The following is a 16,622-nucleotide window of genomic DNA, read 5'->3' on the forward strand; positions in this document are numbered from 1 at the left end:
TAATGAAACATTGGATTAAATTAGGATCCCTCTGGATATGGCTGACTGCTGGTTCGGTAAGTATCAGTATGATTGCTGTTCTTGGTATTTTATTGCTGATTGGCTGGAAAGGACTTTCTTATTTTTGGCCAACCCCATTGCAAGAGTGGCACACGATTGATGGTAAAGTCATTGTTGGGCAACTTTATGATGTAGAAAAACTGCATGATACTAATACTGAGAAAAAAGAACGACTAGTTATCAAAGTCGGGAATCGAGATATTAATGGTTTTGATTTTATTAATATTGATAAAGACAAAATTAAATCTGTAAAAAAAACTGTAGATTTAGCTGTGGTGGATAGGCTTCAAAATGGTAAATATTTCGGTACTATTATTGAAACATCGAGCGGTCTTGAGTTAACGCGATTGCAAGTTGAAGCGTGGGTGCGTAGCGAAAAAGCAAAAATAGATCTATTAGAACAAGAGCAACGTAAACTGTATCGATTGCTTGATGCCTTACCAAGTTCAGGTTTATTAAATGACGAGAGTAAAAAACGAGAAATAGAATTAAATGAACAAGCAGAAACTATCTCTAACCAACTCAGTCATAGTTACCTAATTTTACAAGACAGCCAAGGTGATAAATATAAATTAAGTAGTGATAATGTAGTTGATATTTGGTTTCCTAATGCAATGTCTTTAAAAGAGAAAACAATGCATTGGTTAGGGGAGTTATACGATTTTATATCTGACAACCCAAGAGAAGCTAACTCAGAAGGGGGCGTTTTTCCTGCGATTTTTGGCACTATTTTATTAGTACTTTTAATGTCAATTATAGTCATGCCATTAGGGGTCATTGCTGCTATTTATTTACATGAATACGCAAAGCCAAATATGCTGACAAGATTAGTTCGTATTGCGGTGATTAATCTAGCAGGCGTACCGTCGATTGTTTATGGTGTGTTTGGTTTAGGCTTTTTTGTTTATGTTGTAGGGGGGACGCTTGATCAGCTTTTTTATTCAAATGAATTACCTACACCGACGTTTGGCACCCCTGGGTTATTATGGTCAGCACTCACTTTGGCTATTTTAACGTTACCAGTAGTGATTGTTGCAACAGAAGAGGGGCTCAGCCGGATTCCAAACTCTGTACGCCATGGTTCACTAGCCTTAGGGGCTACACAATTTGAAACCTTGTGGAAAATCGTTTTGCCTATGGCAAGTCCAGCCATTATGACAGGGTTAATTTTAGCGGTTGCAAGAGCTGCTGGCGAGGTAGCTCCTTTAATGTTAGTTGGTGTCGTTAAATTAGCGCCTTCTTTACCTGTAGATAATGTTGCCCCTTATCTACATTTAGATAGAAAATTTATGCATCTTGGTTATCATATTTATGATGTTGGTTTTCAAAGTCCTAATGTCGAAGCGGCCAGACCTATTGTGTATGCAACGGCCTTTTTATTAGTAACCGTTATCATTGGATTAAATTTAACGGCCATCGCAATTCGTAATAATTTACGAGAGAAATATCGAACATTGGAGTTATAACTATATGTATTCATTATCACCGGATCTCTCTTTTCTATCGCCAATAGACGTAAATAATTTATCGGATGAAAATACCGCAATAGAGATTAATAATCTTTGTTTAAAATACGATAAAACATTCGCATTATCCAATATAGAGATGCGTATCCCTAAAGGACAAGTAACGGCGTTTATTGGACCATCTGGTTGTGGTAAATCTACGTTGCTACGTTGTATTAATCGCATGAATGATCTTGTTGATAATTGCAAAATCCAAGGATCTATTAAATTATTTGGTGATGATATTTATCAATCAAATACTGATATTCCTTCATTGCGCCGCCGAGTTGGAATGGTGTTTCAACGACCTAATCCGTTTCCTAAATCAATATATGAGAATGTAGTTTACGGTTTACGTTTACAAGGGATTAAAGAAGCGCGAATATTAGATGAAGCAGTAGAAGAAGCCTTGAAAGCTGCAGCTTTATGGGATGAAGTAAAACACCGTTTGCATGAAAATGCGTTTGGATTATCAGGTGGTCAGCAACAGCGTCTTGTTATTGCTAGAGCCATTGCAATTGAGCCTGAGGTCTTATTATTAGATGAGCCAACCTCTGCATTGGATCCAATATCGACGCTGACGATTGAAGAACTTATCTATGAATTAAAAAGCAAATATACCGTAGTTATTGTGACTCATAATATGCAACAAGCAGCGCGTGTAAGTGATCATACTGCGTTTATCAACCAAGGTAAATTGGTTGAATATGGTAATGCAAATACAATTTTTACTTCTCCAGTGCATAAACAAACAGAAGATTACATCACAGGCCGTTATGGGTAATTAACCTACGGTAGGCCAATTAATAAGATAAGGATATACCATGCAACTTGGTCGACATATTTCAGGCCAATTCAACACCGAGCTTGAAGCCATTAGAACCCATGTATTAACCATGGGAGGGATGGTGGAGCAGCAACTTACCTATGCATTAGAAGCATTGCATAATCACGATGCGGAATTAGCAAAGCGTGTCATGCATGAAGATCATAAAGTTAACGCAATGGAAGTGGCGATTGATGAAGCGTGTACTCGTATTATTGCTAAGCGACAACCTACAGCGAGTGATTTACGTTTAGTGATGGCAATCATTAAAACCATTACTGATCTAGAACGTATCGGTGATGTTGCCTCTCAAATCGCCAAGGTTTCACTGGAAAACTTCACTAATAAACAGCACTCATTACTTGTTTCTCTTGAGTCTTTAGGCCGTCAATCGGTCAAAATGATGCATACAGTTTTAGATGCTTATGCCCGAATGGATGTTAAAGCGGCAACCGAGGCGTATAAGTTTGATGATAAAATCGATGCGGAATATGAAGCGGTAGTACGTCAGCTTATGACATATATGATGGAAGACCCAAGTTCCATCCCAAGTATTATGAAAGTCATGTGGGCGGCTCGAGCGATTGAGAGAGTGGGTGATCGTTGTCAGAACATTTGTGAATATATTATCTATTTTGTAAAAGGCAAAGATGTGCGCCATATTGGTGACCAGAATATTGATGATGTGATCAAGTAACGATTTGACTTAAAAATAATACTCATAGGGTGGCTTTTTGAACTATGCTGTATTTATTGGTGAAGATGAGTATATTATGAGCTATTGCATTCACTATGCGATTGATAATACAAAAATAGATTAATTTAATAATCATAAATTATAGTAATAAGGGAATATATTATGAAGAAGATTTTAGTTGGTACTTGTGCGGCATTATCTATGGTTTCATCATTTGCGATGGCTGATAGCACACCTGTGATGTTCTCATCATTAAATGGTTTCAATGCACCAGCGGCAAGTGAAGTTACAGGAGTTCGTCTAGCGGCTCTTCATGGTAAAACGGGTGATGTAACAGGTGTCGATTTTGCGTTTGGTATGTCTGAGAGTGATAACCTAACAGGTGTTAACTTCCCACTGTTTATCGGTGCGAACAAAGTTAATGGCAACATGACAGGTGCTTCTTTTGGTCTGTTTAACTGGCATATGGGTGATGATTTAGGTGCGAACCTAGGTTTTGTAAACATCACTAATAATGTTAAAGGTGCTAACGTATCTGCAGTGAACTACTCTGAAGGTTACACCATGGTTGATGTCGGTGTTGCTAACCTTTCAAATGATTCACACGTTCAAGTTGGTTTCTTTAATATGACATCTGAAATTAAAGGTGTTCAAGTTGGTCTGATCAACTGTGCGGAAAATGGTTTTCTACCTTGTTTCCCTATCGTGAACTTTGCGATGTAATTTGATTTAAAAATTAATTAAATAAAAATGGCGCTGTTTATAATCAACAGCGCCATTTTTGTATCTGGTCATTTACATATTTGAATTGGTGTCACTTAAAATGTGAGTGTCATCGCGATATTGACGTTAGTTGATAAATCATAAGGAATATAGGTATCACTCATTGGGAAGTAATTTAAATCAACTCCAGCTCTGAGCCCTAAGTGATCAGTAGCTTGGAAAACATAAGAGGCACCAATACTAGAACCGAGTGCACTTTCTTTTGTTGTGTTACCACTTTTTGTTTTCTTTCCATCATAATTTGCAATACCAGCCTCAAGTTGCATACCATGAATTTTTGCAGCACCAAACATATGCTGAATACCAAAACGGTATGAATCGATGGTTTCATCATACATAGAACTACTATAAACCGTATGACCATAACTGATAAAAGCAGCATCAAAACCTAATACGTCAGTAACCCCTGCTTGAATACCAAAGCCGCCGTAAGTTCCTATTTTTATTTCAGGTGAAAGGTGGAAGTCATTAGCAAAAATATTTGCACTAAATAGGGTTGCGATAGCAATAACTAGGTGTGACTTTTTCATACTGGATACTCTCTCATAATAGTTTAAAAAAGCATCCGTGCTTTGTTTATATAATGTATTTTGATGAGGTGATAGTAAGGAAAAAGACCTTTGGTCACTAATCACATGTGTTTATCTCGCTCATAATTGAAGCTTATTAATGATAAATAGAAATTTATTCAATTATGTTTATCGGTTATGGCGAGTGAGTAAAAGAAAAGGTATTGGTTATATAGTTATTTTAGATAATACATATAAAAAAAAGCCTCTGGATGAGAAACAGAGGCAGGATTACCTACTAGAGTAGATGTCAAAGACTAAAACTGAACATCTATTTGCTATGCACTAATGAATTAAATGTATCTCAATTCTTAGCATGAGTAAGTTAAGAACTTAAACAAAAAAGATTATGTGGGAGTTAAATATAACTGGCTAATGAGTACCAGTTATATTTGCAATAAGCTGAGCTTATCTATTAATAATTCATACCGTAACAATATGATTTATTTAGTGCTGGGCTTCTAATAATAAATCAGTAATTAACTGATTTAGCCAAGTGTGCAAAGGGTTCTTTTTGTGTCTTTGATGGTAATAGCTGTAAATTGGATAATTTAAAGGAATATCACCGAGAGCGAGATCAATGCGTCTTAAACCAGAGTATTGATGAGTTGGAAATATTGAAGTTGATGGAAAGTACATATCAGTATGTTGGATGACGTCAATCAGGGCCATAGGCAATTCTGAGCGGAAACCAATTTTATGTTTAATATCCAGATCTTTAAGCACTTCACTCGCTAAACTTTTAGTGTCATTCCAACCTGGAATAATTAAAGAGGCAAGTTCATAGCCTTCAAAATCATAAGGTGTTGCCACTTGTTTTTTAATTGGATGGTCATTTCTAATAATTACACAACCAGTTACGGTCATTAAATTATTGGCGAGCAACTCTTTTGATACTTTTTCATATTCATAGTTAATTGCAATGTCTAACTTTCCTTTGATTAGATCGTCAAAGGTGGATGTTGACCAGTTAAATAATTGAAGATCGACATTTGGGGCCTCTTCTCTAATTTGGTGAAATAAAGCACCAGATAAGCAGGTTAAAACTTGAGGAGCCAATGCTATTTTAAGTGTTTGTTGTAATTCACTGGCTTGGAAGTTTTGTGGAGCATTTAAAATTGAAGATAAGCCATCAAGATAAGGATGAATGCTCTCTGCTAATTCTTCAGAAAATGGGGTTGCTTTTAAACCATGATGGACTTTTATAAACAGCTCATCATTAAAATGGTTACGCAGTTTTTGTAGCGCTTGGCTGATTGCCGGTTGTGAGACAAATAAACGTTCAGAGGCTTTGCGCATATTTAACTCTTGAGAAAGAATTAAAAAGGTTCTCAGTAAATTTAAGTCTAATGTTGCAAAGAGATCTTTAGCCATATTGAATTATTTCCTTATTAAAAAATTGAATTATTAAATAATCCTTTACGAATCCTTCGTGAACTCTTTCTTATTGTATTGAATTTATGATGAAAAAGTATGGTTTTTTAGGGACTGTAAGTTTTTACAGCTATTTAAAAATCTATAGAGCGAGTTTAATAATTATTAATGAATGGGTATAAATAGATATGAAGATCCTCTTCACACTTCCTTCACGATCTCTTCTCTATAGTACCCACATTACGAATTAAGACCAAACTTAACATCATAACGATAGGATTGAATTTATAATGAAAAAGTATGTATTTTTATTGATGGCTGCAACATCAACAACTGTATTCGCAGCACCATACGTAGGCTTAGAATATGGCGTAACGAATATGAGCCATGATTACTCAACGACTTTTTCAGATAATGTATCTTTAACGCCTGATGATTCAAATTCTGCATTTGGTGGTTTTGTTGGTTACCGTTTTAATGAGTTTGGTTTAGAGCTAGGATATAAGAAATTTGAGAGTGATGATTCTCGTAGTGTAATGATAACTCCAAGCGACCAAGCTGGCTTTACTCAAGAGCGTGAGTGGGACGCAGATTTAGATGCAAGTCAATTTACGTTTAAACCAGTATATTTCTATAATATTAATGAAAAGCTACAGTTAAAAACGGGCTTAGGTTTAACTTATACTCAGTATAAATATAATTCTTCTTCTCAAGATGAATTTGAAAATATATTAAATGATGATATTGAGAATACAAAGCCTCGTAATACTGGCGGTGAATCTCAAAAAGATGACGTTTGGGGCGGTATTGCAAGTGTAGGTATTGAATACATGGTGATCCCGAACCTAGCTTTAGGGGCATCTGCAAGTTACCAAGCAGATAGTATTGCTAATGCAACGTCGTTCATGTTGAGTTCAGCTTACTACTTTTAATATGCAGTTATAGAAGTTAATCATATTTGGAAATAATAAAATGAAAAAAATCGTATTAGTAAGTGCATTAGTATTAGTATCAACAGGTGCATTTGCTGCTCAAAACACTCAAATTGCTAAAGGTGGGTTCACCGGCCCAAGTGCGGTGACAGTAAATACAGTTCAAGTAGCTCAAGAGGCAAAAGATGACACTCCAGTAACATTAACTGGTTATATTGTTTCTTCATTAGGTGATGAAGAATATCAATTTAAAGATGCGACTGGTGAGATGATTGTTGAGATTGATCATCGTGATTGGAATGGTATTGAAGCAACCCCTGAAACAAAATTAGTGATTCAAGGTGAAGTAGATAAAGAGTGGAAACACACTGCTATTGACGTAAATACTGTGCAATTAGCAAAATAATTTTTCGATTGAACTCAGTATCAAAAAGGCCAGAGATAATTCTCAGGCCTTTTTATTCGTATTTTAAATCGATTAAATGCTTTGTCTTACCGCATCAATTTTTTTAGAGTCCGTCACCGGGACAATAAAATCATCCAAATCGCCAGCTCCCATCTTCACGCCATCTAATACTAATTTCATTTTACTTGGACGAGTTGATTTACCAGATAAATGAATTTCAGTGACACCGGTCTTTTCTATAATTTCTTTTGCATTGTCAGCAGTGACACCAGCACCTGCTAATATGTCAAAGCGTCCATTGGCTAGTTTTACCATTTCAGATAGAACATCAATACCATCATAAGCATTAGCTGCTAAACCTGATGTCAGAATACGTTCGCATCCAAGCTCTGCAATATTTTCAATCGCTTTTTTATAATTAGAACATTGATCAACAGCACGATGAAAAGTAACGCCTAAATCATTGTCATTGGCTATTTTCATTAAACGAGTAGCAAGAGGCATGTCAATATCGCCATTTGCTTTTAATACACCAAATACGACACCTTGCAGACCGGCTAATTTTGCGGCGTGGATATCTTCAATCATTGCCGATATATCATCGTTGTCATAAAGAAAATCGCCTTGTCGAGGACGGATCATCGCATAAACGGGAATAGAAGAAATAGCGGCGGCTTTTTTCATAAAGCCAAAGCTTGGTGTTAATCCACCCAATGCAAGAGAGGAGCAAAGCTCAATACGATCTGCGCCACCATTAATAGCATTGTGCAGAGATTCTAGATTATCGATACAGACTTCAATTTTAATAGACATGATGTGTAGATAGAAATAATGGAGAATGAGTCAGTATAAAGAATATTTAGTTTTAGATGTGTGAAGAGGGCGTCAGAATTACGCGTTAGAACAAAGAGCCCGCTTCCAGTTTTATCAATAGAAAAGAAAAAGCCCTGAAGATAACTTCAGGGCTTTTAGTATTAGGCAAACTTTCTGATTTTAGGCTACTGCGTTTATACGCTTTTAATATTCTAGCCACATGCACCGTTGAGCATTAGTGCATTCGAGTACTTTTATGTAAAGTACTCTATGTTAGCAATTACTTGCTTAGGTCGTCAGCGTGTTCAGATAGGAATGCTGCAACACCTTTTGGAGATGCGTCCATACCTGCTTTGCCTTCTTCCCATTGTGCTGGACAAACTTCACCATTCTTCTCGTGGAAGTTTAGTGCGTCAACCATACGTAGCATTTCGTCGATGTTACGACCTAAAGGAAGATCGTTAACTACTTGGTGACGAACAAGGCCGTCAGCATCGATTAGGAAAGAACCACGGAAAGCAACACCAGCTTCTGGATGCTCAACGTCGTATGCTTTACAGATTTCGTGCTTAACGTCAGCAACTAGAGGGTACTTAACTTGACCAATACCACCATCTTCGATAGCAGTGTTACGCCATGCGTTGTGAGAGAATTGTGAATCGATAGAGATACCAATTACTTCTGCGCCTTTAGCTTGAAAATCAGCTAGACGATTGTCAAAAGCGATTAGCTCTGAAGGACAAACGAAAGTGAAGTCTAGTGGGTAGAAGAATACTACCGCTTTCTTACCTTTAGTGAATTCTGCGAAGTTGAAGTTATCAACGATTTCACCGTTACCTAGAACAGCTGCAGCAGTAAAGTCTGGTGCTTGACGACCTACTAGTACCATTTTTGAATCTCCTAAAAATTAGATTTTCCAAACTTCGTGTTTGGCTTTGTGTTTCAACAGGACAAACTATAGTACAAAAGGTATGATTGAAAAAAGCGAATTAAATAGATTGATGTAATCGAGAAAAACGATGAACAAATGGCCTTCATTAAAACAGTTACACTACTTTATTACTCTGCATGAGACTCGCCATTTTGGTGAAGCAGCAGAACGATGCTTTGTCAGCCAGTCAACATTAAGTAAAGGAATACAAAACCTTGAAGAATTAATTGGTTGCCCATTGTATGAGAGAGATAAAAAGACATTAGTTTTTACTCCTATCGGTGAAAAAGTCGTTGAGCAAGGACGAGAGTTATTAGCGAAAGGACAAGACTTAATCGAATTAGGATCCTTGTGCCAAGGTGATGCAATGCAAGGGCAACTACGTGTTGGTTGTATTCCAACTATTGCCCCATTTTTATTGTGCGATTTAGTGCAAGAGGTTAATAAAAGTTATCCGCAGTTGACTCTCTTATTAAGAGAAGATACAACGACCAATTTATTAGCGGCATTAAGGCAAGGGCAATTGGATGTCCTTATTTTGGCTCTTCCTGTTGATATTTCGGGAATGGAGAGTTTGGTGGTTGGTCGTGACCCATTCAAAATGGTTATCAGTAAAGATCAAGCAGGAACAATATCTACACCAATCCATTATGATGAATTGCCTGATGAATTTGTTTTCTTATTAGAGAAAGAGCACTGTTTAACTGAACATGCGGTTTCTGCTTGTAAGTTAACGAGTAAAGAGAAAATAAATCCATTTACTGCAACCAGTTTACATACTCTTGTCCAAATGGTGGCTAATGGTTTGGGTACAACTTTTATTCCTCAAATGGCAATCAAGCATGGTTTGCTAGATAACCAGAATTTGGTTGTGGTTGAGCCACCAGGTCAAGAGGCATCACGTGATATTGGTTTAGTTTGGAGACCAAGCTCATCTCGTTTGCAAGCTTTTCATCAGTTAGCTGATGTCGTAAAAGACATATTATAGTTTTATGATCACATTTTAAGGCGCTTATTTATTTTATAGATAGGCGCCTTTCTACTTTTGAATAATAGGGCAATTAGTGACCACCTTCTCACTTCTTTATATTTATTTGAAATCAGGTCTGATCAGTTAATCTCCTTTCTTTTTGTTGTATATCGTCACTTTCCTATCTCCACTCGTTTAGTTGAATGAGTCTTTCTCTTTTTTTAATTCTATCTCTCTGTTTTATTTGTGAAATTAAAACTGTGAATTTTACATGTTCAATTTTACAAGTTTAATTTGTGTAATTTTACTACGTTTTTATTAGATCAATTACTCACGTTGTTGTTTCAGATTTGTGAAAAATAATTTTTGACAATTACCTTTATAGAGCATTTACTCATAACTCAACTTTCTGATTTATGTCGACATATTATTGAAATATCAAGGCGATATTAGCCTTTAGTAGGGGTTGTAATTCATTCGCTCTTTCGAGAATGTAATAGACGTAAACAGCAAGAACGATAAATAGGATGAAACATGAATACTGATTCGTAGTGTTTTAGTTACAAATGTAATTTTGCCGGAGGCGCAGACCATGACAGATACCATGACGAAGAAAGAACAAGAATTATCCATTATTGGGCCGAGTCTTCCTCAAGTTGATGAAGTATTAAGTGCAGGAGCGATTCGCTTTCTTACCCATCTTGTCGAAAAGTTTGCGCATCGAGTTCCTGAACTTTTAGAAACCCGCAAAGTAAGACAGCGAAAAATAGACGCAGGACAACTGCCCGATTTTTTAACGGAAACACGTTCAATCCGAGAATCTAAATGGAGTATTCAAGGTATTCCAAGTGATCTTCAAGACCGACGTGTTGAGATCACAGGCCCAACAGACAGAAAGATGGTAATTAATGCATTGAATGCAAATGTAAAAGTATTCATGGCTGATTTTGAAGATTCATTAGCACCGTCATGGGAGGCGGTACTTAATGGTCAAATTAATCTTCGAGATGCAATGAACGGTACAATTCAATACACCAACCCTCAAACTCAAAAGGTATATCAGCTTAAGCAAGATCCTGCGGTATTAATTTGTCGTGTACGTGGACTGCATCTTCCAGAAAAACACGTGCTTTTTAACGGTGTTGCTATTCCCGGAGCTTTGTTTGATTTCGCGCTTTATTTCTATCACAACTACCAGACGTCATTAAAAAAAGGCAGTGGCCCGTACTTCTATCTTCCTAAACTACAAGCCTACCAAGAAGCGGCGTGGTGGAGTGATGTATTTACCTTTGCTGAGCGTGAGTTTGGTTTAAAGCAAGGTACGATTAAGGCGACAGTACTGATTGAAACCTTACCTGCTGTGTTTGAGATGGATGAGATCCTATACAGCTTAAAAGAGCACATTGTTGGTTTAAATTGTGGCCGATGGGATTACATTTTTAGCTACATTAAAACCTTAAAAAATCATCCAGATCGCGTGTTACCTGATCGCCAAATGGTGACCATGGAAAAACCGTTTTTAAATGTCTATTCACGATTACTGATTAGAACGTGTCACCGAAGAGGAGCGTTTGCGATGGGAGGAATGGCCGCCTTCATTCCATCGAAAGATCCGGTGAAAAATGATTGGGTGTTGAATAAAATCCAAACGGATAAATCACTGGAAGCCAATAATGGACATGATGGCACGTGGGTTGCCCATCCAGGATTAGCAGACACCGCGAGGGCTGAATTTGAACAAGTACTAGGCGAGCGAACAAACCAATTAGATATCAGTCGAGATACTGATGCACCAATTACCGCTGAAGAATTGCTCGCACCGTGTGAAGGCGAAAGAACGGAAGAGGGGATGCGTCACAACATTCGAGTTGCAGTGCAATACATTGAAGCTTGGATATCAGGAAATGGCTGCGTGCCTATTTACGGATTAATGGAAGACGCTGCAACAGCAGAAATATCACGAACGTCTATTTGGCAATGGATACAACATGGGAAAACCTTAGATACAGGCGCTGTTGTAACGGCTGATTTGTTTAGAACCATGTTATTAGAAGAGATGAAAGTTATTGAACAAGAATTGGGAACAGAACGCTTTGATTCTGGCCAATTTACTCAAGCAGCAAAACTGATGGAGCAATTGACCACCAGTGATCAACTAACAGACTTTTTAACACTACCTGGCTATGAATACTTATAAGAGAGGGAACTATTATGACGACATTTAAACCGCAAACTCGCCAACAACAAATTGATGCATTGGAAAAAGACTGGGCAGAAAATCCGCGTTGGGATGGAGTAACTCGTCCTTATACCGCTGAAGAAGTTATTAATCTTCGAGGATCTTTTGCACCAGAAAATACCATTGCACAAAAAGGGGCTGACAGGCTATGGGAGCTGGTGAATGGCTCATCAAAAAAAGGGTATGTAAATTGTCTTGGCGCGCTAACGGGTGGACAAGCAGTTCAACAAGCAAAGGCGGGAATTGAAGCTATTTATTTGTCAGGTTGGCAAGTAGCAGCGGATAACAACACTGCATCGACCATGTACCCAGACCAATCGCTATACCCGGTAGATTCGGTACCTTCGGTAGTGAAACGTATTAATAATGCCTTCCGTCGTGCGGATCAAATTCAATGGTCAACAGGAGCAACACCTGAAGAGGGAATTGATTATTTTCTTCCGATTGTTGCCGATGCAGAAGCCGGTTTTGGTGGTGTACTTAATGGCTATGAGTTGATGCGTAATATGATTGAATCAGGTGCGGCTGGGGTTCACTTTGAAGATCAGTTAGCGTCAGTAAAAAAATGTGGTCACATGGGAGGTAAAGTATTAGTACCAACTCAAGAAGCGGTACAAAAACTGGTAGCAGCACGACTAGCAGCCGATGTGGCAGGCACAACGACATTGGTTATAGCAAGAACCGATGCCAATGCCGCAGATTTGCTAACCTCAGATTGTGATCCTTATGATCAAGAGTTCATTGAAGGGGAGCGTTCGGCTGAAGGTTTCTATAAAGTGACCGCAGGTATTGATCAAGCAATTTCTCGTGGTCTGGCGTATTCACCTTATGCTGATTTAGTGTGGTGTGAAACCGCAACGCCATGTTTAGAAGAAGCGCGTAAATTTGCAGAGGCGATTCATGCAGAATATCCGGATCAACTGTTAGCCTATAACTGTTCGCCGTCGTTTAACTGGGAGAAAAATCTGGATTCAGAAACGATTGCTAAGTTCCAACAAGAGCTAGCAGATATGGGGTATAAATACCAGTTTATTACGTTAGCAGGTATTCATAACATGTGGTTTAACATGTTTGAACTAGCGCACTCTTATGCACAAGGTGAGGGAATGCGTCATTATGTTGAAATGGTTCAACGTAAAGAGTTTGAAGCAGCGGATAAGGGCTATACTTTTGTTGCACACCAACAAGAGGTCGGTACAGGCTACTTTGATAAGATGACAAATACCATTCAAGGTGGCAATTCATCAGTGACCGCACTAACAGGCTCAACAGAAGAAGAGCAATTTAAAACGAACGCATAACTGTTTTAATTTAAGATATTCAAATAATAAGAAAGGTTGGTATTATCACGTTTAGGGAGAATGGAGTCTCCCTTTCTTTTTCTACTTATATTGAAAGTTAGCTGATTATTCATCAAGTTCCATAGGGTCAACTTCTTCTTGTAATTCTAATAAGTTAATGGCGATAGTTACAAAATCTGAATCAGTAATAATTCCTACCAACCTCCCTCGGTCAACAACGGGCAAACATCCTACTTTGTGTTTTTGCATAAACAATGCTGCAGACTTTAATCCACCATGTGGAGAAACGCTCATGATGTTTTCATGCATGATGTCATTAAGTGGAATGCTTAAAGCAGATATTTCTTCTAGTGTTGGTTTTTCTAAACATGACGTTTGAGCTGATAATAAATCACGCTGAGTAACTAACCCTACGAGTGCACCTTCAGTATCTACGATGGGAATATGCCTAATACCATGCTCATCCATTAATGCTTTGGCATCTTCTAGTGAGTTGGAACGAAGCAAAGTATGAGGATGAGTTGTCATCATGTCATTAACGGTAAACATAGCGTGCTCCTGCAATCTATAAGTTATTTTTTAAATATAGAATGAGAACGAATAAAAAAGTGCGAACTAGATAGCGATTTGAAGAGATAAACATATTGATGCGACTTTCTCTGTTTAAAGTCAAATTCATTAATTAAAGTGCTAATTTATTCAAAATTTGAGAGGTATATTGCTTCATCCCTTGCTATTGCTCTGGGCGTGAATATACTACTCTGTCTGCCATTTTTGATGAAGAAGTAAACCATGCAAGTATCCGATTTCCACTTTGAATTACCCGATGAACTTATTGCTCGTTATCCTCAACCTGAGCGTACGGCAAGTCGCCTATTACAATTAAACGGTAATAGTGGTGAATTAGTTGATGGTCAGTTTACTGATGTACTGGATTTAGTGCAGAGCGGTGATCTTGTTGTTTTCAATAATACGCGTGTTATCCCTGCTCGTATGTTCGGTGTAAAAGCCTCTGGTGGAAAGCTAGAAGTATTAGTTGAGCGTGTGCTTGATGAGCATTCAGTATTAGCTCACGTTCGTTGTTCTAAGTCACCAAAACCTGGCAATCAATTGTGGTTAGGTGAGAATCAAGAATACGAAGCAGAGATGGTTGCTCGTCACGATACCTTATTTGAAATTCGTTTTACTTCCGACAAGAAAGTATTAGATATTTTGGATGAAATTGGTCATATGCCACTTCCTCCATATATTGACCGCCCAGATGAAGACGCGGATAAAGAACGCTACCAAACGGTTTATAATGAAAAGCCGGGTGCTGTTGCTGCTCCAACGGCGGGTTTACACTTTGATACAGACATTTTAGAAAAAATGAAAGCAAAAGGCGTAGAATTTGCCTACGTTACGCTTCATGTCGGTGCGGGTACATTCCAACCTGTTCGTGTTGATAATATTTTAGCACATCACATGCACTCAGAATACGCTGAAGTTTCTCAAGAAGTCGTTGATGCCGTTAATGCAACGAAGGCTCGCGGTGGTCGTGTAATTTCTATTGGTACAACCTCAGTTCGCTCTTTAGAAAGTGCTGCACAACACGCATTAAAGCAAGGAACAGAGTTAGCGCCGTTTTTTGATGATACTGAAATTTTTATTTACCCAGGATACGAGTTCCAAGTTGTTGACGCATTGGTGACAAATTTCCACTTGCCTGAGTCTACACTTATCATGCTTGTAAGTGCTTTTGCTGGTTATGAAAATACGATGAAAGCGTATGAGCAAGCGGTGAATAATAAATATCGTTTCTTTAGCTATGGTGATGCGATGTTTATTACAAAAAAGACAACGTAATTAATGTAAGCTAATACATTATATAAATTCAAATTTCACTCATGGAATCAGTGAAATAGGAAAACTGGATGTTTTCAACTAGGTTAACGGTAAAGTAAATAGAACGATTGTTAATCTAGCGGTGCATCATTAACCCTATTAGTGAATGCAAATTAAATAAATTGTCAGATTGTTTCTCTGGCTTATCGGAGGTTTCGTGAAGTACGAACTACTGAAAAAACAAGGTCGCGCACGTCGTGGTCAATTACAATTTGACCGTGGTACGGTTGAAACTCCAGCATTTATGCCAGTAGGTACTTACGGTACTGTTAAAGGCATGACTCCTGAAGAAGTTAAAGATACAGGTGCTGAAATCTTATTGGGTAACACATTCCATTTATGGTTGCGTCCTGGTCAAGAGATTATGAAGCTACACGGTGACTTACATGATTTCATGAACTGGAAAGGCCCAATCTTAACGGATTCAGGCGGTTTCCAAGTATTTAGTCTTGGTAAGACACGTAAGATCACTGAAGAGGGGGTTCATTTCCGTAGCCCTGTAAACGGTGACAAGGTCTTTATGGATGCTGAGAAATCAATGCAAATCCAATACGATCTTGGTTCTGACGTCGTTATGATTTTTGATGAATGTACTCCGTACCCTGCAACGCATGACGAAGCACGTATCTCAATGGAGCGTTCTATTCGTTGGGCTGACCGTAGTCGTAACGAGTTTGATCGTCAAGAAAACCCGAATGCACTGTTTGGTATCGTTCAAGGTGGTGTATACGAAGATCTACGTGATGTTTCTGTTGAAGCGTTAACTAAGATTGGTTTTGATGGTTATGCTGTTGGTGGCCTAGCAGTAGGTGAACCAAAAGAAGATATGCACCGCATTTTAGAGCATACATGTCCACAATTACCTGAAGATAAGCCACGATACCTAATGGGTGTTGGTAAACCAGAAGATTTGGTTGAAGGTGTTCGTCGTGGTATTGATATGTTTGACTGTGTTATGCCAACGCGAAATGCACGTAATGGTCACCTATTTGTGACTGGCGGTGTGATCAAGATCCGTAATGCGAAACATAAAACAGATACAACACCACTAGATCCTGAATGTGATTGTTATACTTGTCAGAATTACAGCAAGTCTTACTTACATCATTTAGATCGCTGTAATGAAATTTTAGGTGCGCGTTTAAATACGATTCATAACCTACGTTATTATCAACGTATTATGGCGAGCATCCGTAAGGCTCTGGAAGAAGAACGTTTTGAGCAGTTCGTAGAAGAATTCTACGCACGTCGCGATCGTGAAGTTCCACCATTAAAAGACCTTTAAAAACAGAGTTATCACTCATATATCTAAAGGGATATGTGTATGGTCAC

General features: G+C 38.1%; 16 protein-coding genes. 11 read left to right on the plus strand and 5 right to left on the minus strand.

Annotated features, from left to right (window positions below):
• Positions 1-2: 2 nt before the first annotated feature.
• From pstA to AC2IP4_RS02775, 4 genes are all read left to right on the plus strand, one after another.
• Positions 3-1,526, plus strand: a complete 1,524-nt coding sequence (gene pstA, locus AC2IP4_RS02760) for a phosphate ABC transporter permease PstA (protein ID WP_486310534.1) — start codon at positions 3-5, stop codon at positions 1,524-1,526.
• Between the two features lie 4 nt (positions 1,527-1,530).
• Positions 1,531-2,349 (plus strand): phosphate ABC transporter ATP-binding protein PstB, encoded by an 819-nt coding sequence (gene pstB, locus AC2IP4_RS02765; protein ID WP_486310535.1) that lies wholly within the window; start codon positions 1,531-1,533, stop codon positions 2,347-2,349.
• Between the two features lie 40 nt (positions 2,350-2,389).
• Positions 2,390-3,088: a phosphate signaling complex protein PhoU gene (gene phoU / locus AC2IP4_RS02770; protein WP_486310536.1), complete on the plus strand. Its 699-nt coding sequence runs from the start codon at positions 2,390-2,392 to the stop codon at positions 3,086-3,088.
• Between the two features lie 162 nt (positions 3,089-3,250).
• A complete protein-coding gene (locus tag AC2IP4_RS02775) occupies positions 3,251-3,811 on the plus strand; it encodes a VC2662 family protein (RefSeq protein ID WP_375321103.1) in 561 nt (186 codons plus the stop codon).
• A 95-nt stretch (positions 3,812-3,906) separates the two neighbouring features.
• On the opposite strand, the gene AC2IP4_RS02780 is transcribed toward AC2IP4_RS02775, so the two are convergent.
• Positions 3,907-4,401: a hypothetical protein gene (locus AC2IP4_RS02780; RefSeq protein WP_375321102.1), complete on the minus strand. Its 495-nt coding sequence runs from the start codon at positions 4,399-4,401 to the stop codon at positions 3,907-3,909.
• Between the two features lie 486 nt (positions 4,402-4,887).
• Entirely contained in the window at positions 4,888-5,814 is a 927-nt protein-coding gene (locus AC2IP4_RS02785; protein WP_486306705.1) for a LysR family transcriptional regulator, read from the minus strand.
• 290 nt (positions 5,815-6,104) lie between these two features.
• Between AC2IP4_RS02785 and AC2IP4_RS02790 the strand changes: the two genes are divergently transcribed.
• Positions 6,105-6,746: an AcfA family outer membrane beta-barrel protein gene (locus AC2IP4_RS02790; RefSeq protein ID WP_375321100.1), complete on the plus strand. Its 642-nt coding sequence runs from the start codon at positions 6,105-6,107 to the stop codon at positions 6,744-6,746.
• A 40-nt stretch (positions 6,747-6,786) separates the two neighbouring features.
• A complete protein-coding gene (locus AC2IP4_RS02795) occupies positions 6,787-7,152 on the plus strand; it encodes a NirD/YgiW/YdeI family stress tolerance protein (RefSeq protein WP_375321099.1) in 366 nt (121 codons plus the stop codon).
• A 72-nt stretch (positions 7,153-7,224) separates the two neighbouring features.
• Here AC2IP4_RS02795 and AC2IP4_RS02800 read toward each other — a convergent pair whose 3' ends face one another.
• Together AC2IP4_RS02800 and AC2IP4_RS02805 are read right to left on the minus strand one after the other, a co-directional pair.
• Positions 7,225-7,965, minus strand: a complete 741-nt coding sequence (locus AC2IP4_RS02800; protein WP_486306704.1) for a copper homeostasis protein CutC — start codon at positions 7,963-7,965, stop codon at positions 7,225-7,227.
• A 280-nt stretch (positions 7,966-8,245) separates the two neighbouring features.
• The gene (locus AC2IP4_RS02805) at positions 8,246-8,854 is read right to left on the minus strand and encodes a peroxiredoxin C (RefSeq protein ID WP_060991677.1); all 609 of its coding nucleotides are present in this window, start codon (positions 8,852-8,854) and stop codon (positions 8,246-8,248) included.
• Positions 8,855-8,984: 130 nt separating this feature from the next.
• Here AC2IP4_RS02805 and AC2IP4_RS02810 point away from each other — a divergent pair, with 130 nt between their 5' ends.
• The 3 genes from AC2IP4_RS02810 to aceA all read left to right on the plus strand — a co-directional run bounded on the left by AC2IP4_RS02810 (position 8,985) and on the right by aceA (position 13,406).
• Complete coding sequence (locus tag AC2IP4_RS02810; RefSeq protein WP_375321097.1) at positions 8,985-9,884, plus strand: hydrogen peroxide-inducible genes activator; 900 nt, start codon at positions 8,985-8,987, stop codon at positions 9,882-9,884.
• Between the two features lie 574 nt (positions 9,885-10,458).
• Positions 10,459-12,063 (plus strand): malate synthase A, encoded by a 1,605-nt coding sequence (aceB, locus tag AC2IP4_RS02815; protein WP_486306703.1) that lies wholly within the window; start codon positions 10,459-10,461, stop codon positions 12,061-12,063.
• A gap of 14 nt (positions 12,064-12,077) precedes the next feature.
• Positions 12,078-13,406, plus strand: a complete 1,329-nt coding sequence (gene aceA / locus AC2IP4_RS02820) for an isocitrate lyase (RefSeq protein ID WP_375321095.1) — start codon at positions 12,078-12,080, stop codon at positions 13,404-13,406.
• Between the two features lie 105 nt (positions 13,407-13,511).
• On the opposite strand, the gene AC2IP4_RS02825 is transcribed toward aceA, so the two are convergent.
• Positions 13,512-13,955 (minus strand): CBS domain-containing protein, encoded by a 444-nt coding sequence (locus tag AC2IP4_RS02825; RefSeq protein ID WP_375321094.1) that lies wholly within the window; start codon positions 13,953-13,955, stop codon positions 13,512-13,514.
• Between the two features lie 243 nt (positions 13,956-14,198).
• Between AC2IP4_RS02825 and queA the strand changes: the two genes are divergently transcribed.
• Both queA and tgt read left to right on the plus strand, forming a co-directional pair.
• Positions 14,199-15,251 (plus strand): tRNA preQ1(34) S-adenosylmethionine ribosyltransferase-isomerase QueA, encoded by a 1,053-nt coding sequence (gene queA, locus AC2IP4_RS02830; RefSeq protein WP_486310537.1) that lies wholly within the window; start codon positions 14,199-14,201, stop codon positions 15,249-15,251.
• A 196-nt stretch (positions 15,252-15,447) separates the two neighbouring features.
• Positions 15,448-16,575 (plus strand): tRNA guanosine(34) transglycosylase Tgt, encoded by a 1,128-nt coding sequence (gene tgt, locus AC2IP4_RS02835; protein WP_105055315.1) that lies wholly within the window; start codon positions 15,448-15,450, stop codon positions 16,573-16,575.
• Positions 16,576-16,622: the final 47 nt, after the last annotated feature.

Source organism: Aliivibrio thorii (assembly GCF_057368585.1).